This is a genomic window from Streptomyces sp. NPDC052396 (genome assembly GCF_044593195.1).
GTDB lineage: Bacteria > Actinomycetota > Actinomycetes > Streptomycetales > Streptomycetaceae > Streptomyces.
This window is the reverse complement of the sequence record NZ_JBIUAW010000002.1, coordinates 290,700-309,888: the sequence shown is the minus strand read 5'-3', so window position 1 is coordinate 309,888 and position 19,189 is coordinate 290,700. Positions and strand designations below refer to the sequence as shown.

Genomic DNA, 19,189 nt, shown 5'->3' with positions numbered 1-19,189 from the left:
CCTCACCTGACCACCTCCACCGACTGCCGCAGTTCCCTGCGGAGTTCGGGCGTCAGCACATGTCCGGCCCGGCCGACGAAGAGCGCCATATGGTAGGCGACCACGCTCATATCGCAGTCGGGGGCGGCGTGCACGCCCAGCAGTGAGCCATCGCTGATGGTCATCACAAACAGGCTGCCCTCCTCCATGGCGACCATCGTCTGTTTGACGATGCCGCCGTCCATCAGCGCCGCGGCGCCGGTGGTCAGGCTGCCCAGGCCGGCGACGATGGTGGCCAGATCGGCGGTGGACTCGCGAGGGCCCTCCGGTGCGGGGCCGACCGCCGGGTCGCGCTCCGGCTCGGAGGAGAGCAGCAGCAGCCCGTCGGAGGAGACCACGGCCACCGAGCGCACTCCGGGCACCTCGTCGACCACATCCGTCAACAGCCAGCGCAGGCTGCGTGCTTCATGACTCAGTCCATAACCGGCACGGTTCACCATGCCGGGGGTGACGGGGGTCGCCCCCCGGGGAATTGCAGTCAACCGCGTGCCTCCTCGACATTGCCGCCCTCGTCCAGCTCCCCCGCCCGGCTGCGCTCCCCCCGCCCAGCCCGGCCGGATTCCTCCCGCCCAGCCCACCCTGGTTGCTCCTGTCCGGCCAGTTCCGCCGCCGCGTCCCGCCGCCCGTCGCGGGCCCCCTGCTGGAAACCGGCCAGCTTGCGGCGCAGCGCCTCGGCGTCCACGCCCCGGCGCATGCTCTGCTGCGGTGGCTTCTGCGCCAGCGGCCTGGGCGTGCGCTTGGGCAGCCCGGTGCCGGTGACGGTGCCGCCGGGCGCGGCCGGTGAACTCCCTTGCGGGGGTGCGAATTCCGCGCCGGGCGCGTGCGCCGCGAGCCCCGGTGCGTGCGCCGTGTTCGGTGCGGGTGCCACGTTCGGTGCGGGCGCCCAACCGTGTCCGGGAACCGGCTCCGGGCCGTACCCGGCACGGGCCCCGTGCCCGGAGCCCGGACGGGTCCCGTCGCCCGGCCCCGGCATGCCCCCGGAACCCTGATGCGGCACGTCCGCCAAGCCCCGCATGGCGCCGGAACCCCGCCCCGCCGCTTCCGTGGACGGAGTGGACGGAGTGGACGGATGGGCCGGACCGGACGCCGGCCGGGCGTGGCGGCCCATGGCGGGGCGTTCGACCAGCGGCAGGGCGAGTTCCAGGGTCGCGTCGTCCGGCGGCAGATCCGGGGGCGCGGGCCGCGGGCCGATGCTGGAGGTACGGCGGGTGGACCGGCCCGACACCGCGCCACCGTCGCCCTCGGGTACGCCCTGGGACAGCAGGGGCGCCGGCAGGACCACCACCGCCGTGATGCCCCCGGGCCGCTGCTCCCGCAGCTGCACCCGCACACCGTGCCGGCCGGCCAGCCGGGCCACCGCGTACAGGCCCAGGCCCATCACCGCGTCCTCCGGCCCCCGGTCGGAGCCCGGCAGGGCCAGCCGGGGTTCCGGATCGGGCTGGGCCAGCAGGGAGTTGAGCTCGTCCAGGCGGTCCGGGGCCATGCCGATGCCCTCGTCCTGGATGGAGAGCATCACCTCGCCGTTCTCCAGCAGCCAGCCGGAGACCTGGACCTGGACATCCTCGGGGGAGAACCCGGTGGCGTTCTCCAGCAGTTCGGCCACCAGGTGGCTGATGTCGTCCGCCGCGAACCCGGCGAGCTGCGCCCGGGCGGGCAGCGAGTGGATGCGCACCCGTTCATAGCGGTCGATCTCGCTGACCGCGGCCCGCAGCACATCCAGCAGCGGCACCGGCCCGGCGTGCCCGCCGCCCGCCTCGACACCGGAGAGGACCAGCAGGTTCTCGCTGTGCCGGCGCATCCGGGTGGCCAAGTGGTCCAGTTTGAACAGCACTTCCAGCCGGTCCGGGTCGGCCTCGTGCGCCTCCAGCGCCTCGATCACCGACAGCTGCCGCTCCACCAGCAGCAGGGTGCGCTGGGCGAGGCCGGCGCAGGTGGCATGGGCCCGGCCGTAGGCGAACTCGGTCAACCCGGCCAGCCGGTCGTTGAGTTCGCGGTCGCGTACCCGCAGCACGTCCCGTTCGTCGGCCAGGTCCTGCCGGGCCGCGTCCAGCCGGGCGCGCTCGCCCTCCAGCAGGCCGATCCGCTCCCGCTGGCGCACCACGGTGCCGTGCAGCACATTGACCGACCGGGCCACCTCGGCGAACTCGTCGTCCCGGCCCTTGAAGGAGACCGGTTCCCTGGCCACCGGGTCGGCGCACACCCGGCGGGCGCCCAGCCGCAGCGCGGCCAGCGGGCGGGTGATGGAGCGGGCGGACTGGAACCCGGCCAGCAGCACCAGCAGCAGACAGCAGCCGGCCAGCGCGCCGCGCGCCTGCAGCGCGGTGACATCCCTGCCGTGCACCCGGCCCAGATGAGCCGCCTCCGCGCCGGCCAGGGCGGACTCCACGCCGCGCATCAGGTTCAGCCGGGCGGTGAGGAGCTTGCGCACCTGCTCCGTCTCCGGCGCCCGTTCGGTCTCCGCCGCCGACCGGCCCTCGGTGATCCGGGCCAGCCGGGCCTCGGCGGCGGTGACCTCGGGGCCGGCCACGGTGGCCGCGTAGGCGTCACGGGCCTTGGCCGGGGCGAGCTGGGCGAAGTCGGCGAGCGCCGCCTGCTCACGGCAGGCGGTCTGCTGGGCGGCGGCCTCCAGTTCGGGGTGGGCGCCATGGGCGGCCAGCGCGCCGAGGGAGAGGCCCCGGGTGGCGGACGCCTCCTCGACCGCGCGGCCGAGCAGCGCCACCGCGGAGGCGTCGGCCGCCCCGCTGCCCGGCGGCAGCCGTACCGCCAGCGTCCCGGCCACCCCGTGCAACGCCTGCACGGTGGCGGTGTAGGCGGTGAACGCGGCCAGCGGCTCACCCGGGCCGGCCAGCGCCCGGCGCCGTACCTCGGCCAGCTTGTCCAGCCGGCCGCGCACGGCGGACGGCAGGGCGGCACGCACCTCCGGGGCGGCGGCGAACCGCCTTATCCTACGGTCCACTTGGGCCCGCTGCGCGGTGAGCGCGGCCGGCACCGGCCCGCGCCCGGCGGCCACATACTCGGTCATGGCGTCCCGCTCATCGGCGAGCGCATGGGCCAGCTGGACCGCGTCGGCGGCGGTCCGGCCCAGCGGGACCGCGCGCTGGGAGTCCCCCGCGTCACGCAGGGCGTCGGCGAGGCCGAGCGCGCCGGCACCGAGCACCGTGAGCGAGGTGATCAACACGGCGGCGACAAGCCGGTTGCGTACCCGGGCGGTGCGCTCCGGCACCGCCGTGGTCGCCTGCTCGCGCCGCCCGCCCCGAAGCCGCTTCTTCCGCACCGGTGCTCACCATCTGCTCTCATCCGTACCCACCCCAGGTGCCGAAGTGACCTTTTCAGCACCTCTGCGCAGCGGCCGCCGATCATGCGCCGTGCCACCCGAAGGAGTGGCTCCGCACCGGGAGATGACCCGCGCGCACGGTGCGTACGCGTCCTCCCCCGGAGTCCTCCCCCCGGCGACCGCCACCCGGTAAACCGCCGCGCCCGCCGGAAGGATGCGCGCCAACACCCGCTGAAATCACGGCTGGTGCACACTGGCCCCATGCGCATCGAACTCGCCACTCGCCCGGGTGATCCCGGCCGCCCCAACGAGGACTTTGTGTCGGCGGTGCTGCCGGCGCTGGGCCTCGGCGGGGCGCTGGTGCTGCTGGACGGGGTGACCCCGCCGCCCTCCGGCGACACCGGCTGTACCCACGGGGTTTCCTGGTACGCGGCCCGGCTTGGCGGCGCCCTGCTCGAACGGGCGGTTTCCCGGCGGGACTTGACGCTCCAGGGCTGTCTGGCTTCGGCCGTCGCCCGTACCGCGGAGGCCCACCGGGACCTGTGCGACCTCGGCCACCGGCGCACCCCGCAGGCCACGGTGGTGGTGGCCCGCTGGGACGAGGAGCGGGTGGAGTATCTGGTGCTGTCCGACTCGGTGTTGCTGGTCGAGGGGGCGGACGGCGAGGTGACCCCGGTGCTGGACAGCCGGATCGCCGCCCTGGCCGCGCTGGGCCCGGTCACCGACGCCCAACGCAACGCGGAGGACGGCTTCTTCACCGCGGCCGCCGACCCCTCGGTGGTGCGGCGCGCGGTCACCGGCACCCTGCCCCGGGCCGGGGTACGGGCCCTGGCCGCGCTCAGCGATGGCGCCGCGCGGTGGGTGGAGGTCTTCCACGAGGGCGGCTGGGCCGACTGCGCGGCCCTGCTCGCCAAGGGCGGGCCACGGACGCTGATCGACCGGGTCCGGGAGCTGGAGCACGCCGCCCCGGCCGTCCCCGGCAAGCGGCACGATGACGCCTCGGCGGTCTACGCGGAGCTGTGACCCTGGGCTGTTACTCCGGGCGCGGAGCTGTGACCCCAGGCCCGGGTGGCGCGGCCGCTACCCGCCCATGCTGGTGTTCAGCTGGTTCAGCAGCCGGGCCAGTTCCGCGATCTCCTCCCGGTCCCAGTCCACCAGCTTGCGGACGTACTGGGCCCGCCGGGCGTCCCGGACCCGGCTGAACCGGGCGCCGCCCTCCTCGGTCAGCTCCACCAGGGAGGCCCGTCCGTCCGCCGGGTCCGGGGTGCGGATGATCAGGCCCAGCTCGTCCAGCGCCCGCAGCTGCCGGCTCATGGTGGCCTTGCCCACCCCGAAGTAGGCGGCCAGGTCGGTGGCCCGCTGCCGGCCCGTCTCGGCCAGCCGCACCAGCAGCCCATAGGCGGCGGGCTCCAGTTCGGGGTGGACCTCGCGGGCCATCTCCCCGGAGGACGCCCGGGCCCGCCGCAGCAGGACCGCCAACTCCCGCTCCAGGGCCAGGAACTCCTGCTCCCCGCCTTCGCCGATCTCCCGCACCTCGCGCCCTCTTCGCTTTCCCGCCGCCGGACAGTTCTCCGCCGCGGCCTCGCGCCGCGGCCGGGCCAGTATTTCCCAGGATCGGACCAATGGCAGCATCCCGGGCCCCATGCCGGGGTATCACTGACTCAAAGACATGACATGGCCACACCAATGGCCATGGGCTCCCGCATCAGGACTCCCACTCCCCCACCCCTCACCTCCCACCGAGACTCCCCCACCGAGCTCCCGGAGGCACCATGCCCGCGCACCACCGTCCCGGCCCCGCCGGCCCCGTTCTCCGCACCCTTCCCGCCGCCCTCACCACGCTGCTCACCGTGCTGGCGCTGCTGTTCGCCCTGCCCGCCACCGCCCGGGCCGTGACCCCCGCCACCGGACCGGCCCACCCCGGACCGGCCCATCCCGGGCGGGACTGGATGGGCTCGACCGTCCGGGCCCATGAGGGCGGCGGCCGGGGCGGGCCGGCGCCCGCGCCGCTCGCCTCGGTGGAGGGGGTGGACGTCAGCAGCCACAACGGCAACGTCCCCTGGTCCGCCCTGTACTCCTCGGGGGTCCGGTTCTCCTGGGCCAAGGCGACCGAGGGCACCAGCTACACCAACCCCTACTTCACCCAGCAGTACGACGGCCCCTACCGGGCCGGAATGATCCGCGGCGCCTACCACTTCGCCCTGCCGGACAACTCCTCCGGCGCGGCGCAGGCGGCCTACTTCGCCACCCATGGCGGCGGCTGGTCGGCGGACGGGCGGACGCTGCCCGGTGTGCTGGACATGGAGTACAACCCCTACGGGAACGTCTGCTACGGCATGAACGCCGGCCAGCTCACCCACTGGATGGCCGACTTCTTCGCCGCCTACCGGGCCCGCACCGGCCGGGACGCGGTCATCTACACCACCACCGGCTGGTGGCACCGCTGCACCGGCGACTACACCGGCTTCGGCTCGGCCAACCCGCTGTGGACGGCGCGCTATGGCTCCTCCCCCGGCGCCCTGCCGGCCGGCTGGGGCTTCCACACCGTGTGGCAGTACACCGACAGCGGCCCCACCGTGGGGGACCACGACCGCTTCAACGGCTCCTACTCCCGGCTCAAGGCCCTGGCCAACGGCTGAGCCCCCGGATCGCCGTGCCCCCGGCACATCGGCGCCGGGGGCACGGTCACAACCATCCGTTATTCAGCCGCAGTTGCCCGCCGGGCGGCTGCGGGTGACCAGGTCGGTCCAGCCGGTGGTGCCGTCCAGCCAGACCACCTGACGGCCGCTGACCGCCGAACCGGAGAGCTGCTCGCCCCGGTTGCAGGACATCCGGCCCTTGACGGTGCCATCGGTGCCGAACTGCCAGAGCTTGGCCATGGTCTCATTGCGGTAATCCTCGGCGGGCACCTGGGAGTTGACCGTCACCGCGCTCTCCGAGACGGTCAGGTCGAAGGCGTATCCCGCCTCGGCGCCCTTGCCCCGGGCGAAGTCCACCGGCTCCTTGCCGTCCAGGCCCGCCCGGCGCACCACGGTCTGCCCCTGGCCCTGGCCGTCGCGCACCAGCCAGAAGACATTCTGGTGGTTGATACCGGTCTGCCCGATCTCCGCCGGGGTGCCCAGCTGGGTCATCAGCGTCCTGGTGCCGGTCTTCAGGTCCAGCACCTCGGTGCCGTACCGGTAGGAGTCGCCCTCCGGGTAGGCCCGGGCGTAGGCGACCTTGTAGCCACTGATGGACGGCAGTCCGGTGGACTGCTCGGAGCGCCCGTCGTCCACAAAGGAGGCGCGCTTCTCCCCGGTGCGCACATAGGCCACATGGCGCGCGCCGAAGGGCTCGGCGACCTCGAAGACCACGGCGGTGTCCGAGACCCGGACATGGGTGACGCTGCCGCTGGTCGAGTACAGCTTGCGCACCGGGCCGCCGGCCAGCGGGCGGGAGAGCACATCCACGCCCTTGGGGCCATAGGCCGCCCAGGCCACCGTCTTGCCGTCGGTCGCCGGACTGACGTGGTAGCGGCCGTCGTTGGGGCTCATCAGCCGGGGCGCGCCGGTGCCGTCGGTGCGGCCGGCCCACACCGAGTACGCCTCGGAGCCGTCGTCATTGGACTTGGCCGCGGCCCAGTAGCCGCCGCCCGCGCCCACCGTGCTGTCGGAGGTGTTCACCTTGGCCAGCAGCTGGTCGGAGTCCACGCCCAGCGCCAGTTCCCAGCCGGGCACAATGCCATGGGCGTTGAAGTCCCGCTCCACGGCCTTCAGCGCCCGGGCCGAGACCCGCATCTCCCGGGCAGCGGCCACCACCGCGTCACGGCCCTCGGTGAAGCCGTCCAGCGGGGTCATATAGCGGGTGAGCGCCCGGTAGACGATCTTGTCGGCCAGGGTGGGGCCGAGGTCCTTGCGCATGTCCCACAAGGCGCCGGAGAAGATGGTGGAGTTGAGGTGCACTCCGCCGTTGTCCGTGGCGAAGCCCACGCCCAGGAAGCTCTTGCTGGTGGTCCGGCCGTCGTTGAGGTCCCGGAAGGCGCACTGGCGGGGTGACTTGGTCCGGCACAGCGACCCGCCCAGCAGTCCGGAGTCGGGGTCGTCCATGGCGATCCCGTAGGTGTTCATCCGGATGGCACTGCCGAAGTAGTCGGCCAGCGCCTCATTGAGGGCGCCGGACTGGCCCGCGTAGACCAGGTTGGCGGAGTTCTCCACCACCCCGTGCGTCATCTCATGGCCCACCACATCCAGGCCCGCGGAGAGGGTCCGGTACTCCTGGTCGCCGCCGCCGTACACCATCTTGGTGCCGTCCCAGAAGGCGTTGACATAGCTGCCGCCGAAGTAGTCCACGCCCACCAGGGAGTTGAGGGTCATGCCCTGGCCGTCCAGGCTGTCCCGCTGGTGGACGGACCGGTAGTAGTCATAGACCTGGCCGGCGGCCCAGTGCGCGTCCACCGCGCCGGACTCGGTGGCGTCCTTGCCGAACTCCGGGGTGGGCGAGCCGAACTCCTTGACGCCGTCCGGCCAGCGGCCGTTGACCTCGGACACGTCCTTGCCCCGGGCGTCCCAGGTGGCGATCACATTCTTGGAGGTCTCCGCCATCCGGGCGCGGTCACGCAGCACATACTCCTTGCGCGCCGGGTCCAGCTCCACGCCCAGCTCAACGGTCTGCCCGTCGTACTTCACCCCGGAACCGGTGGTGACGGGCGCGCCGTCGGCATGCCGCGCGGTCCGCCCGGCAGGCCGGGTCGCCGGGGCACCGCCGGTGCGGGGGCCGGCGAACGTCTTGATCCCGCTGTACTGGAGCACCGGCCACCCGGCCCGGGCGTCTATGTACACCTCGCGCAGCACCGGTTCACCGGTGGCCGGGTTCTTGCCGCGCACCGTGATGTGCTGGGTGAGCACCCCGGCGCCCTTGGGCAGCACCACCAGGCCACGCGCGGTGCCGCTCAACGCGGCGGCGGACGGGCTGGGTTGCCCCTTGCCCGGCGCCACGTCCTTCTTCCCGACCGTCTGCCCGCCGAGCTGCCCGGCGACCGCGGCCACCGCCCGCCGCACCGCCAGTTCCGCGCCGACCTCGGGCCTGACGGCGGTCTTCAGGGCGGTGAAGTACCGGCCCGAGGTGCCGGTGACGACCCGCTTGCCGTCCTTGTTCTCCATCCGTACGACGTACTGGCCACCGAGGACCTCCACGCCCCGGTAGCGCTGCTGCAGCCGTACGGTCTCGGTGCCGTCCTGGCTCAGGGTCCGTACGGGCGTGAGATTGTGCTCCGGGTCGGCGATCCGGTAGCGGTCCCGCTTCCGCGCCAGGTGTCCGCGGGCCGCGTCGGCCGCGCTGCCGTTGGCGGTCACCGCCTCCCTGAAGCCGGACACCAGCGCGGGAGTCGCCGTACCCTTGCCCGGAATCACCTCCACCGGTCCCGGGCCGGGACGCATGGTGGCGGCCAGGGCCGGTGCCCCGCTCACCACCAGCGCGGCGGCCCCGGCCAGCGCCACCGCCCCCGCCAGACCGCTCCTGTTGCTCCTGCCATCGCTCTGTGCTCTGGGCTTACGCAAGGAATCCCCTCCGTGCCTGCGCCGGAACATCTTTGGGCAGGGCAATGCAAGCGGTGATGCGTTACCCCATCAATGGGGCCTGAATGCCCACGGTCAACTTTCGGCCTCCGGCACCGGAGCAGCCCGGGTCTCCATCCTCAGCCCTAGGCCCAGGAGTCGACCCCGGCCCCGTCTCACGACAGAGGTGGCCCCCGCCCCAGGCGCTTACAGTTCAACGAGCAATGATTTTCCTCAGGTTCACGGATCGCGGGATCCGGGAGAGTTGGGACCATGACTCAGACGGATTCCTCGGCGGACTCCTCGGCGGATTCCTCCCGGCGCTGGGACGGCGACCGGCTGGACCTGGACGCGTATCTGGAGCGCACCGGGTACCAGGGCGACCGGACGCCGACGCTTGAGGTGCTGCGGCGGCTGCAGCGGGCGCATGTGACCTCCATACCGTTCGAGAACTTCGACGCGGTGCTGGGGATACCGATCGAGCTGGACCTGGCGGCGGTGCAGGACAAGCTGGTCCGGCGGCGTCGCGGTGGCTACTGCTTTGAGCACGCGGTGCTGTTCGCGGCCGTGCTGGAGCGGTTCGGCTTCACCTTCACCGCGGTGATCGGCGGAGTGACGCTCGGTGCGGAGAAGGCGCGGCCCACCACGCACGCGCTGCTGGCCGTGACGGCCTCCGACGACGAGCGGCTGTGGCTGTGCGATGTGGGCTTCGGGCGGGGCCCGCTGGGTCCGGTGGAGATCGCCGACGGCGCGGAAGCGGACTTCGACGGCTGGCGGTTCCGCATCGAGCGGCGGGACGGCGTGCTGGGCGTGGACGAGTGGTGGCTGCACCAGTACGGGGCGGACGGCTGGGTGGACCGGCACACCTTCACCCTGCGCCCGCAGTACGCGATCGACTATGTGGTGGCCAACCACTATGTCTCCACCCACCAGCGCTCCCCGTTCGTCAAGCGCCCCTTCGCCCAGTGGTTCAGCGCCACCGAGCACCGCCGGCTGGACGCCACCACGCTGGATGTCTTCGGGCCCGAAGCCCTGCTGGAGCAGCGGAAGATCGAGCCGGCGGAGCTGGGGCGGGTGCTGGCGGAGCAGTTCGGGATCGAGCTCGGGGAGACGGAACTGGACCGGCTCAGGAGCGGCCTGGACGCGGCTTGACGCGGTAGGTACGTCAACTTCCGGGGCCGAACTCCGCTTTGACTTCTAAAGTGGCCCCATGAGCGACGAGCAGGGCCGGCCCGACCGGGCACGGCGCAAGGTCTTCGGCGAGGTGGCCGACCAGTACGAGGCGGCCCGGCCGGGGTATCCCGGGCAACTCGTCGATGATGTCCTGGCGTTCGCCGGACCGGCGGGCCGGGACGCGCTGGAGGTCGGGGCCGGGACGGGCAAGGCGACGGTGGCGTTCGCGGCCCGTGGGGTGGCGCTGACCTGCGTGGAGCCGGATGCGCGGATGGCCGCCGTGCTGGAGCGCAAATGCGCGGGGCTCGGCCGGGTCACGGTCGTCAACGGCGAGTTCGAGAGCTGGGCGCGGCCGGCGGAGCGCCGGTTCGGGCTGCTGCTGTCGGCGCAGGCCTGGCACTGGGTCGATCCGGCGGTGCGCGGGGAGCTGGCCAGGGCGGCGCTGGTGCCGGGCGGGGCCGTCGCGCTGTTCTGGAACGACTGGTACTTGGCGGAGGACGCGCTGCGGGACGAGGTGACCGCGCTGCACCGGCGGTATCTGGACGAGCTGCCCCCGCACTCCATTCTGGACGGGCGGCCCAGGGAGTCGGTGATGGGCGCCGACAGCTGGGTGGGCGAGGAGCTGGGAAACGACCCGGGCTTCACCGATCTGACGCATCATCAATATGTGACCGAGCATGAGCGGTCGACCGGGGGAACGGTCGATCTGCTCACCTCGCTGTCGTTCTACCGGCGCCTTCCGGAGGCGACCCGGACCGCCCTGCTGGCCGAAGTGGCGCACGCGGTGGACGCGCATGGCGGGCGGCTCCGGCTGACCACGACCACGGGGCTGTTTCTGGCGCGTACCGTGCGCTGATCCGTCCGGTGGGACCGCCTGCCATCGCGCTGCCACCGCCGCTGCCATCGCACCGCCATCGGCCTGCCATCGCCGCCCTCCACAGTGAGGTCATCAAGCACCGGCGAGGGCAAGGGAACAGCACGATGAAGATCGGTCAGACGGCGGCGGTCCGGCTGTCGGGACTGCGCAAGACCTACCAGGGCGGCGCCACCGTGGCGGTGGACGGTCTGGATCTGACGATCCGGCAGGGCGAGATCGTGGCCCTGCTCGGCCGCAACGGGGCCGGCAAGTCGACCACGGTGGCGATGATGCTGGGCCTGCTGGAGCCGGACGCCGGCCGGGTCGAACTGTTCGGCACCACCGCGCCGGAGGCGGTCCGGGCCGGGCGGGTCAGCGCGATGATGCAGGAGGGCGGGCTGGTCTCCCGGGTCACCGTGGGCGAGCTGATCGGCTTTGTCCGCCGCGCGTACCCCCGGCCGCTGCCGATGACGGAGATCCTGCGTGCCGCCGATCTGGGCGGGCTGGTCCGCAAGCGGGTGGACCGGCTCTCCGGCGGCCAGGCGCAGCGGGTGCGGTTCGCCATGGCGCTGGCCGGGGACCCCGACCTGCTGGTGCTGGACGAGCCGACCGCGGCGCTGGACGTGGAGTCGCGCCGGGAGCTGTGGGCGGCGCTGCGGCGGTATGCCGCGCGGGGCCGGACCATCGTCTTCTCCACCCACTACCTGGAGGAGGCGGACGCCAACGCCGACCGGGTGGTGGTGATCGACCGCGGCCGCCCGGTGGCCGACGGCACCAGCGCCGAGCTCAAGCAGGCGGCGGCCGGCCGCGTCATCGGCTTCACCGACCTTGGCATCCCGCCCGCCCAACTGGCCATGCTGCCCGGCGTATCGGACGTCGAGGCGCAGGGCGGCCGGATCCGGCTGCACAGCACGGACGCCGATGCCACCCTCTCCGCGCTGGGCCCCGTCCGCGATCTGGAGGTGACCGGCGCCGCGCTGGAGGACGCCTTTGTCGCCCTCACCCGCCGCTGACCGCACCCGCTCCGCCCGCACCCCACCGATACCGAAGGAACCCCAACATGGACATGACCGTCGGCTACCTGCGCCTGGAAACGACCCGACTGCTGCGCAATGTCAGCTTTCTGATGGTCTCCCTGGTCACGCCGCTGGTGATGTATGTGGTCCTGGCGAACAACGCCAAGGGCGCCCAGGACACCAAGGCCCTGTCCTTCGCCACCGTCACCATGGCCGCCTTCGGCGCCATGGGCGCGGTGCTCAACAGCGGCAGCGGCATCGCCGAGGACCGGGCCGGCGGCTGGCTGCGCCAGCTGCGGCTGATGCCGGTGCACCCGGCCCGGGTGGTGGGGATGCGCGCCCTGACCGGGATGCTGGGCGCGATCCCGCCGGTGCTGGCCGTCCAGCTGACCGGTGCGCTGGGGTACGGGGTGCACCACTCGCCCGCACAGTGGGCGGCGACGGTGTTGGTGCTGTGGCTGGGGGTGGCCCCGATGGCGCTGCTGGCGCTGGGCGTCGGCTATCTGCTGCGCCCGCAGCTCGCCCAGGCGGTCTCGGTGGCCGGGTATGTGCTGCTGTCGGTGGTGGGCGGCCTGTGGGCGCCGGCCGACAAGCTGCCGCGCTGGCTGCAGCATGTCTCCACGCTGACTCCGGCCAACCGCTACGCGGAGCTGGCGCTGGACGCGGCCCACGGCCGGGCCCCGCACGCCGCCGCCCCGCTGGTGCTGGCCGGCTGGCTGGTGGCCGCCGCCGCCTTCGCGCTGGTGGCCTACCGCAGGGGTGCCCGTGCGAACTGAGACCTGGTACCTGAGCAGTGGCGGCGCCGCCCAGAGCGCCGCCGGGGACGGGCGGTTGAGCGCGACCCGTCCCGGCCGCCAGCCGTCGGATGTGCTGTACCACGACCCGTACAGCCCGGTGCCGGCGCTGGCCCCCGGCGCCGACCGCCGCCCCGTCCAGTTGCGCGAGGATGTTCTGTGCTGGACCTCCGGGCCGCTGGCCGCCCCGGTCCCGGCGGCCGGCGCCGAGGCCGTGCTGCACCTGAGAGTCCCCGTGGCGGAGGGACGCCTCCTGGTCGCCCTGACCTCGGTCCGCCCCGACGGCCGGGTGACGGCCCTGGCCGCCGCGGAGGCCGTGTGCACCGGTCCGGCCGCCGCCCGTGAACTCCGCGTCCAACTGACCGTCGACGGCCTGGAGTTCGCCCCCGCCCACCGCATCCGCCTGGAACTCTCCGGCCTGGGCCGCCCGCGCTACGGGACGGATGCCCCGCCCCTGGACGCCCCCGCGGTCTACCGCGTCCACCACGACGACGCCCGCCCGTCCCGCCTGCTGCTCGGGCCCCGCTAGCGGCCGGGGGCCGTCGGCAGACGCCACTACGTCGCCGGGTACCCATCAGAGGCGCGGGGAACTGCGCGACCAGCCACCCACGGCCCGCGGCCAAACGACAGGGGTCGTCGGCAGACGCGCCAGGTGCGGCCCTTCAGGGACACGGGGAACTCAGAGAGCGGTCGTCGCGACGAACTCCAGGAGCGCCGCCAAATCCAGCTCCCCGCCCCGCGCGAACGCCGCCTCGTACGCCGCCTCACCGAGCGCCGCGCGGGCCCGCTCCCGAGAGCGCACGGTATCCGGGGAACCCTGGCCCACCCCGAAAACCCTGGCGCAGCCGCCGAAGACCACCGCCGCCGTCTCACTCTCCCCGGCGGCCACCGCCGTACCCGCGAAGGCCAGCAGGGCCATGATCCGCAGCGGGGTGTAGGGCACCTGCTCCACGCCGCGCAGGGCGGCCCGGAACCGGTCCACGGCGGCGCGGTGGTCGCCGTGGGCGCTCAGCGCCCGGCCGTGGTTGATGCGGTGGAACGCGGTGTCGTAGGCGGTGGCACCGCCGGCCTCCAACTCGGCCAGGCCGCTTTCGAAGGCGGGCAGCGCGGCGTCGAAGTCCCCCCGGCGGGCGTCCACCGCGGCCCGGGCCAGCCGGACCTGGAGCGCGGAGTCCGCCCGGGCGCCCGGGGCGGCCCCGGCGGCCCGGGCCACATCCGCCGCCGCGCCGTCCAGATCGTCCTCGCGCAGCCGCAGATAGGCGTGGCGCAGCAGGGTCGCCACGATCTCGTCCGCGCCCAGCCAGTCGGCGATCAGGCCGTCCGCCTCGGTCATCAGCGCACCGGCCGCGGCCAGTCCGCCGCCGCGCAGCGCCCGGTGCCGGATGAGCAGCATCAGCGCCTGGCTGAGGCCCCAGCGTTCGCCGAGCCGGCGGAAGGCGTCGGCGGCGGCCGCCAGATCGGGGTCGGCCAGGTCGGGCCGCCGCTCGTGCATCCGCAGGCTGCCGCGCACCAGGCGGGCGGCGGCGGCCAGCCAGGGGTCGGCCGACTCGGCGTAGCCGTCCAGGAGTTGGAGGGCCCGCTCGCCCCGGCCGGCGACGGCCGTCAGGGAGGCGCCGGAGATCAGCAGCAGTGGATGCACCGGGCCCTCGGCGGCCGCCCCGGCCACCAGCTCGTCGAAGCCGGCGGCGAACTCCACCGGCCAGGCGCCGGACCCGGCGGCGGCGGTGAAGTCGGTGGGGTGGGCGAAGTCGCCGATCCGCGAGGTGAGCAGACAGCCGGCGTGCGCGCGGACGGCTCCCGCGGGCGGGGTGGGGCCGGCCGCCGTCAGGACCAGGCCCGCCCAGCGGGCGGCCTCGGCGCGCTGGCCGCGCAGCCACCACAGCCAGCCCAGGGCGGCGCACAGCCGCAGGGCCAGCGTGGTGTCGCCGAGTTCCAGAGCGGCGCGCAGCGCGGTGAGGCAGTTGTCGTGCTCGGTCACCAGGCGGCCGATCCAGGCCAGTTGGGCCCGGGTGCGCAGCTCGGGCTCGGCCTCCTCGGCCAGTTCGGTGAACCGGCGGGCGTGCCGCAGCCGCCATTCGGCGGTCTCCCCCGCCTCGTCCAGGCGCTCGGCGGCATAGGCGCGGATGGTCTCCAGCATCCGCAGCCGGCCGTCGCCGTCGGCGGTCAGGATGGACTTGCCGGCCAGCGAGAACAGGGCGTCCAGGGCGTCCTCGCCGCACACCCGCTCGGCGTCCTCGACGGTGGCCGCGCCGGCGAACACCGAGAAGCGGCGGGCCGCTTGGGCCTCTTCCCCGGTCATCAGGTCCCAGCTCCAGGCGACCACGGCGCGCAGGGTCTGCTGGCGGGGCAGGGCGGTGCGGCTGCCTCCGGTGAGCAGCCGGAACCGGTCGTCCAGCCGGTCGGCTATCTGACCGGGGGTGAGCATCCGGGCCTTGGCGGCGGCCAGTTCGATGGCCAGCGGCATGCCGTCCAGGCGGGCGCAGAGGGCGCCCACGGCGGCCGCGTTGTCCTCGTCCACGGCGAAGCCGGGGCGCACGGCGGCCGCACGCTGGGCGAACAGCCGCACCGCGGGAGCCTCGGCAATGTGCTGCCAGCCGGCCCCGGCCGGCGGCAGCCCCAACGGCGGTACGGGGCAGAGCTGTTCGCCGGTGATGCCCAGCGGTTCCCGGCTGGTGGCCAGCACCCGCAGACCGGGGCAGCGGGCCAGGATCCGGTCCGCCAGCTCGGCCGCCGCCTCGATCACCTGCTCACAGTTGTCCAGCACCAGCAGCGTCGGCCGTCCGGCGAGCGCGGTGGCCAGCCGGTCCAGCGGGTCGGCGGCCGGGTTCTCGTCGCGCTGCAGCACGGTGTCCCGGACGTCCAGCGCGGCCAGTACGGCATAGGGCACCTGGGACGGGTCGGTGACCGCGGCCAGTTCCACCAGCCGGACGGTCGACTCCCGTATCCGGGACGCGCATTCCAGGGCGATCCGGGTCTTTCCCGCCCCGCCGGGGCCGACCAGACAGACCAGCCGGGCCTCGTCCAGCATGCCGGTCAGCCGGGCGAGTTCGTCCTCACGGCCGATGAAGCCGGTGAGGGGGAGGCGGATGGCGTTGGCGGGGGCGAGCGCCGCCGGTGGTACGGGGGCGGCCGCCCCCGCCGGTACGTCCGCCGGTACGTCCGCCGGTACGTCTGCCGGCCCGGACGCTTCCCGTGCCGGTGACGCGGCCGCCGCCGGCGGGAGTTCGCCGCGCAGCACGGCCAGCTGGGCGGCGGCGAGGTCCGGGGACGGGTCGATGCCGAGCTCATCGGCGAGCAGGCCGCGGGTCTGCTCGTACTGGGCGAGCGCATCGGACTGCCGGCCGGCGCCGGCCAGGGCCCGGACGGCCAGGGCCGCCAGGCTCTCGCGCAGCGGGTGCGCCTGACGGTCCGCCGCCAGCGCGTCCAGGGCCTGGGCGTACCGCCCGGCGGCCAGGTGGGCGGCGGCCAGGTCCTCCACCGCCCGCAGCCGGCGTTCCGTCAGCCGGGCGGCGGCCGGGGCCGCGTAGGGCGCGGTTTCGGCCAGGCCGGCCAGGGCGACGGGGCCCTGCCACAGCGCCAGCGCCTGGGTCAGCAGCCCGGTGGCGCCCTCCTGGTCGCCGGCGGCGGCCGCGGCGGCGCCGCGCTCGGCGAGCCGGGTGAAGCGCTCCGCGTCCACCGCCGCCGGCTCCACCGCCAGCGTGTAGCCGACGGTCCCGCCGGCCACCAGCCGTGCGTCGCCCAGAGCCGCGCGCAGCCGTTTGACCAGCGAGGCCAGCGCGTTTCGCGGTTTGGCGGGCGGTTCGTCCCCCCATAGCCCGTCGACCAGCCGCTCCACCGGAACGGTGCGGCCGGGCTCCAGGGCGAGCAGCCCCAGCAGGGCGCGTACCCGCGAGCCGCCGAGCGGCACCTGCCGCCCGGCCTCGCCCGCCGACACCGAACCCAAGATCGAGAACTGCATGCCCCCAGGCTAAGGACTGTCCGGCGGATCTTCGCCACGGGTCCTCAGCCGCCCGTAGGGGGCGCGGGGAACCGCGCGACCGGGCACGACCACCCGCAGCGGAGCGCTCAGGCGGCCATGACGACCTCCGCCGCGGCCGGGGTGAGGGCCAGCTCCAGCACCTGACGGACATCGGAGACCGGGTGGACCTCCAGCTTCTGGAGCACCTCGGCCGGGACATCGTCCAGGTCCGGCTCATTGCGCTTGGGAATGATCACGGTGGTGATTCCGGCGCGGTGCGCGGCCAGCAGCTTCTGCTTGACGCCGCCGATCGGCAGCACCCGCCCGGTGAGCGAGACCTCACCGGTCATCGCGACCTCCGGGCGAACCTGGCGGCCGGAGAGCAGCGAGGCCAGCGCGGTGGTCATGGTGATGCCGGCGCTGGGGCCGTCCTTGGGCACCGCGCCCGCGGGGACGTGCAGATGGACGCCGCGTTCCTTGAAGTCGCCCACCGGCAGCTCCAGTTCGGCGCCGTGCGAGCGAAGGAAGGACAGCGCGATCTGGGCGGACTCCTTCATGACATCGCCGAGCTGGCCGGTGAGGGTCAGGCCGGCGCCGCCGGTCTCCGGGTCGGCCAGCGAGGCCTCCACGAACAGCACATCGCCGCCGGCGCCGGTGACCGCCAGCCCGGTGGCCACACCGGGCACCGCGGTGCGCCGCTCGGCCGGGTCCTGGGCCGACTCCGGGGTGTGGTGCGGGCGGCCGATCAGCGGCCGCAGCTGCTCCACCCCGATGGTGAACGGCAGCTCCCGCTCGCCAAGTTCATGCTGGGCGGTCACCTTGCGCAGCAGCCGGGCGATCAGGCGCTCCAGGGTGCGCACCCCGGCCTCGCGGGTGTACTCGCCGGCCAGCTTGCGCAGCGCGGCGTCCTCGACGGCAACCTCGCCGCCGTCCAGCCCGGCCCGTTCCAGCTGGCGGGGCAGCAGATGGTCGCGGGTGATGACGACCTTCTCGTCCTCGGTGTAGCCGTCCAGCCGGACCAGGTCCATCCGGTCCAGCAGCGCCTCCGGGATGGCCTCCAGGACATTGGCGGTGGCCAGGAACACCACGTCGGACAGGTCGAGTTCGACCTCCAGGTAGTGGTCGCGGAAGGTGTGGTTCTGGGCCGGGTCCAGGACCTCCAGCAGGGCCGCGGCCGGGTCGCCGCGGAAGTCGGAGCCCACCTTGTCGATCTCGTCGAGCAGGACCACCGGGTTCATGGAGCCGGCCTCCTTGACGGCGCGCACGATCCGGCCGGGGAGCGCGCCGACATAGGTGCGCCGGTGGCCGCGGATCTCCGCCTCGTCGCGGACGCCGCCCAGGGCGACCCGGACGAACTTACGGCCCATGGCCCGGGCCACGGATTCGCCCAGGCTGGTCTTGCCCACGCCTGGGGGGCCGACGAGCGCGAGCACCGCACCCCCGCGCCGCCCGTCGACGACCCCCAGGCCCCGGTCGGCACGCCGCTTGCGCACCGCCAGGTATTCGGTGATCCGTTCCTTGACGTCGTCCAGCCCGGCGTGGTCCGCGTCCAGCACCGCCCGCGCGCCCGGGATGTCGTAGGAGTCCTCGGTGCGCTCGTTCCAGGGCAGTTCCAGGACGGTGTCCAGCCAGGTGCGGATCCAGCCGCCCTCGGGGCTCTGGTCGGAGGCCCGCTCCAGCTTCTCGACCTCCTTCAGGGCCGCCTCGCGGACCTTCTCCGGCAGGTCGGCGGCCTCCACCCGGGCCCGGTAGTCCTCGGACTCGTTCTCCGGGTCCCCGTTGAGCTCGGCCAGTTCCTTGCGGACCGCCTCCAGCTGGCGGCGGAGCAGGAACTCGCGCTGCTGCTTGTCCACGCCCTCCTGGACGTCCTTGGCGATGGACTCGGCGACATCCTGCTCGGCCAGGTGCTCGCTCAGCCACTTCACGGCCAGCTTCAGCCGGGCCACCGGGTCGGCGGTCTCCAGCAGCTCCACCCGCTGGCCGACGGTCAGGAAGGGCGAGTAGCCGGAGTTGTCGGCGAGCTGGGAGAGGTCGTCGATCTGCTGGACCCGGTCCACCACCTGCCAGGCGCCGCGCTTGCGCAGCCAGCTGGTGGCCAGCGCCTTGTACTCCTTCATCAGCTCGGTGACCGCGCCGGGCAGCGGGTCGGGGGTGATCTCCTCGATCACCGTGCCCTCCACCCAGAGCGCGGCGCCCGGGCCCGTCGTCCCGGCGCCGATGCGCACCCGGCGCAGGCCGCGGATCAGCGCGCCCGGGTCGCCGTCGGAGAGCCGGCCGACCTGCTCGACGCTGCCCAGGGCGCCGACCCCGGCGTAGGTGCCGTCCACCCGGGGCACCAGCAGCACCCGCGGCTTGGCCCCACGCTGGGCGGCGGCCTGGGCGGCCTCGACGGCGGCGCGGACCTCGGTGTCGGACAGGTCCAGCGGGACCACCATGCCGGGCAGCACGACCTCGTCGTCGAGCGGCAGGACAGGCAGGGTGAGCGGTGCGGACGTCGAAGCCATGATCTCCCCTTCGGCAGGCAAGTTGAGCTATGCCGACTCAATGC

Annotated in this window: 13 protein-coding genes; 7 read left to right on the top strand and 6 right to left on the bottom strand. The window is 74.0% G+C overall.

The window, feature by feature from the left end; genetic code table 11:
* Positions 1 to 2 precede the first annotated feature (2 nt).
* Entirely contained in the window at positions 3 to 479 is a 477-nt protein-coding gene (locus tag ACIHFE_RS06445; protein ID WP_400105023.1) for a roadblock/LC7 domain-containing protein, read from the bottom strand.
* Positions 480 to 517: 38 nt separating this feature from the next.
* The gene (locus tag ACIHFE_RS06440) at positions 518 to 3,313 is read right to left on the bottom strand and encodes a nitrate- and nitrite sensing domain-containing protein (protein WP_400104668.1); all 2,796 of its coding nucleotides are present in this window, start codon (positions 3,311 to 3,313) and stop codon (positions 518 to 520) included.
* A gap of 261 nt (positions 3,314 to 3,574) precedes the next feature.
* On the opposite strand from ACIHFE_RS06440, the gene ACIHFE_RS06435 reads away from it, so the two are divergent.
* Positions 3,575 to 4,336 carry a protein phosphatase 2C domain-containing protein gene (locus ACIHFE_RS06435; RefSeq protein WP_400104667.1) on the top strand — a complete coding sequence of 254 codons (762 nt, stop codon included), beginning with the start codon at positions 3,575 to 3,577 and terminating at the stop codon, positions 4,334 to 4,336.
* Positions 4,337 to 4,393: 57 nt separating this feature from the next.
* Here the strand turns inward: ACIHFE_RS06435 and ACIHFE_RS06430 are convergent, their stop codons facing one another.
* Positions 4,394 to 4,945, bottom strand: a complete 552-nt coding sequence (locus ACIHFE_RS06430) for a MarR family winged helix-turn-helix transcriptional regulator (RefSeq protein WP_400104666.1) — start codon at positions 4,943 to 4,945, stop codon at positions 4,394 to 4,396.
* Positions 4,946 to 5,085: 140 nt separating this feature from the next.
* Between ACIHFE_RS06430 and ACIHFE_RS06425 the strand changes: the two genes are divergently transcribed.
* Complete coding sequence (locus ACIHFE_RS06425; protein WP_400104665.1) at positions 5,086 to 5,952, top strand: lysozyme; 867 nt, start codon at positions 5,086 to 5,088, stop codon at positions 5,950 to 5,952.
* 63 nt (positions 5,953 to 6,015) lie between these two features.
* Here the strand turns inward: ACIHFE_RS06425 and ACIHFE_RS06420 are convergent, their stop codons facing one another.
* Positions 6,016 to 8,847: a M4 family metallopeptidase gene (locus tag ACIHFE_RS06420; RefSeq protein WP_400104664.1), complete on the bottom strand. Its 2,832-nt coding sequence runs from the start codon at positions 8,845 to 8,847 to the stop codon at positions 6,016 to 6,018.
* Between the two features lie 270 nt (positions 8,848 to 9,117).
* Between ACIHFE_RS06420 and ACIHFE_RS06415 the strand changes: the two genes are divergently transcribed.
* The 5 genes from ACIHFE_RS06415 (at position 9,118) to ACIHFE_RS06395 (ending at position 13,212) form a co-directional block, all read left to right on the top strand.
* Complete coding sequence (locus ACIHFE_RS06415) at positions 9,118 to 9,996, top strand: arylamine N-acetyltransferase (protein ID WP_400104663.1); 879 nt, start codon at positions 9,118 to 9,120, stop codon at positions 9,994 to 9,996.
* Between the two features lie 58 nt (positions 9,997 to 10,054).
* Complete coding sequence (locus ACIHFE_RS06410) at positions 10,055 to 10,873, top strand: class I SAM-dependent methyltransferase (protein WP_400104662.1); 819 nt, start codon at positions 10,055 to 10,057, stop codon at positions 10,871 to 10,873.
* A 125-nt stretch (positions 10,874 to 10,998) separates the two neighbouring features.
* The gene (locus ACIHFE_RS06405) at positions 10,999 to 11,886 is read left to right on the top strand and encodes an ABC transporter ATP-binding protein (protein ID WP_400104661.1); all 888 of its coding nucleotides are present in this window, start codon (positions 10,999 to 11,001) and stop codon (positions 11,884 to 11,886) included.
* A 47-nt stretch (positions 11,887 to 11,933) separates the two neighbouring features.
* Complete coding sequence (locus ACIHFE_RS06400; RefSeq protein WP_400104660.1) at positions 11,934 to 12,665, top strand: ABC transporter permease; 732 nt, start codon at positions 11,934 to 11,936, stop codon at positions 12,663 to 12,665.
* A complete protein-coding gene (locus tag ACIHFE_RS06395; RefSeq protein WP_400104659.1) occupies positions 12,655 to 13,212 on the top strand; it encodes a CocE/NonD family hydrolase C-terminal non-catalytic domain-containing protein in 558 nt (185 codons plus the stop codon). Before ACIHFE_RS06400 ends, ACIHFE_RS06395 begins: the two co-directional genes overlap by 11 nt.
* A gap of 150 nt (positions 13,213 to 13,362) precedes the next feature.
* On the opposite strand, the gene ACIHFE_RS06390 is transcribed toward ACIHFE_RS06395, so the two are convergent.
* Positions 13,363 to 16,641, bottom strand: a complete 3,279-nt coding sequence (locus ACIHFE_RS06390; protein WP_400104658.1) for an AfsR/SARP family transcriptional regulator — start codon at positions 16,639 to 16,641, stop codon at positions 13,363 to 13,365.
* 107 nt (positions 16,642 to 16,748) lie between these two features.
* Entirely contained in the window at positions 16,749 to 19,145 is a 2,397-nt protein-coding gene (gene lon / locus ACIHFE_RS06385) for an endopeptidase La (protein WP_400104657.1), read from the bottom strand.
* Positions 19,146 to 19,189: the final 44 nt, after the last annotated feature.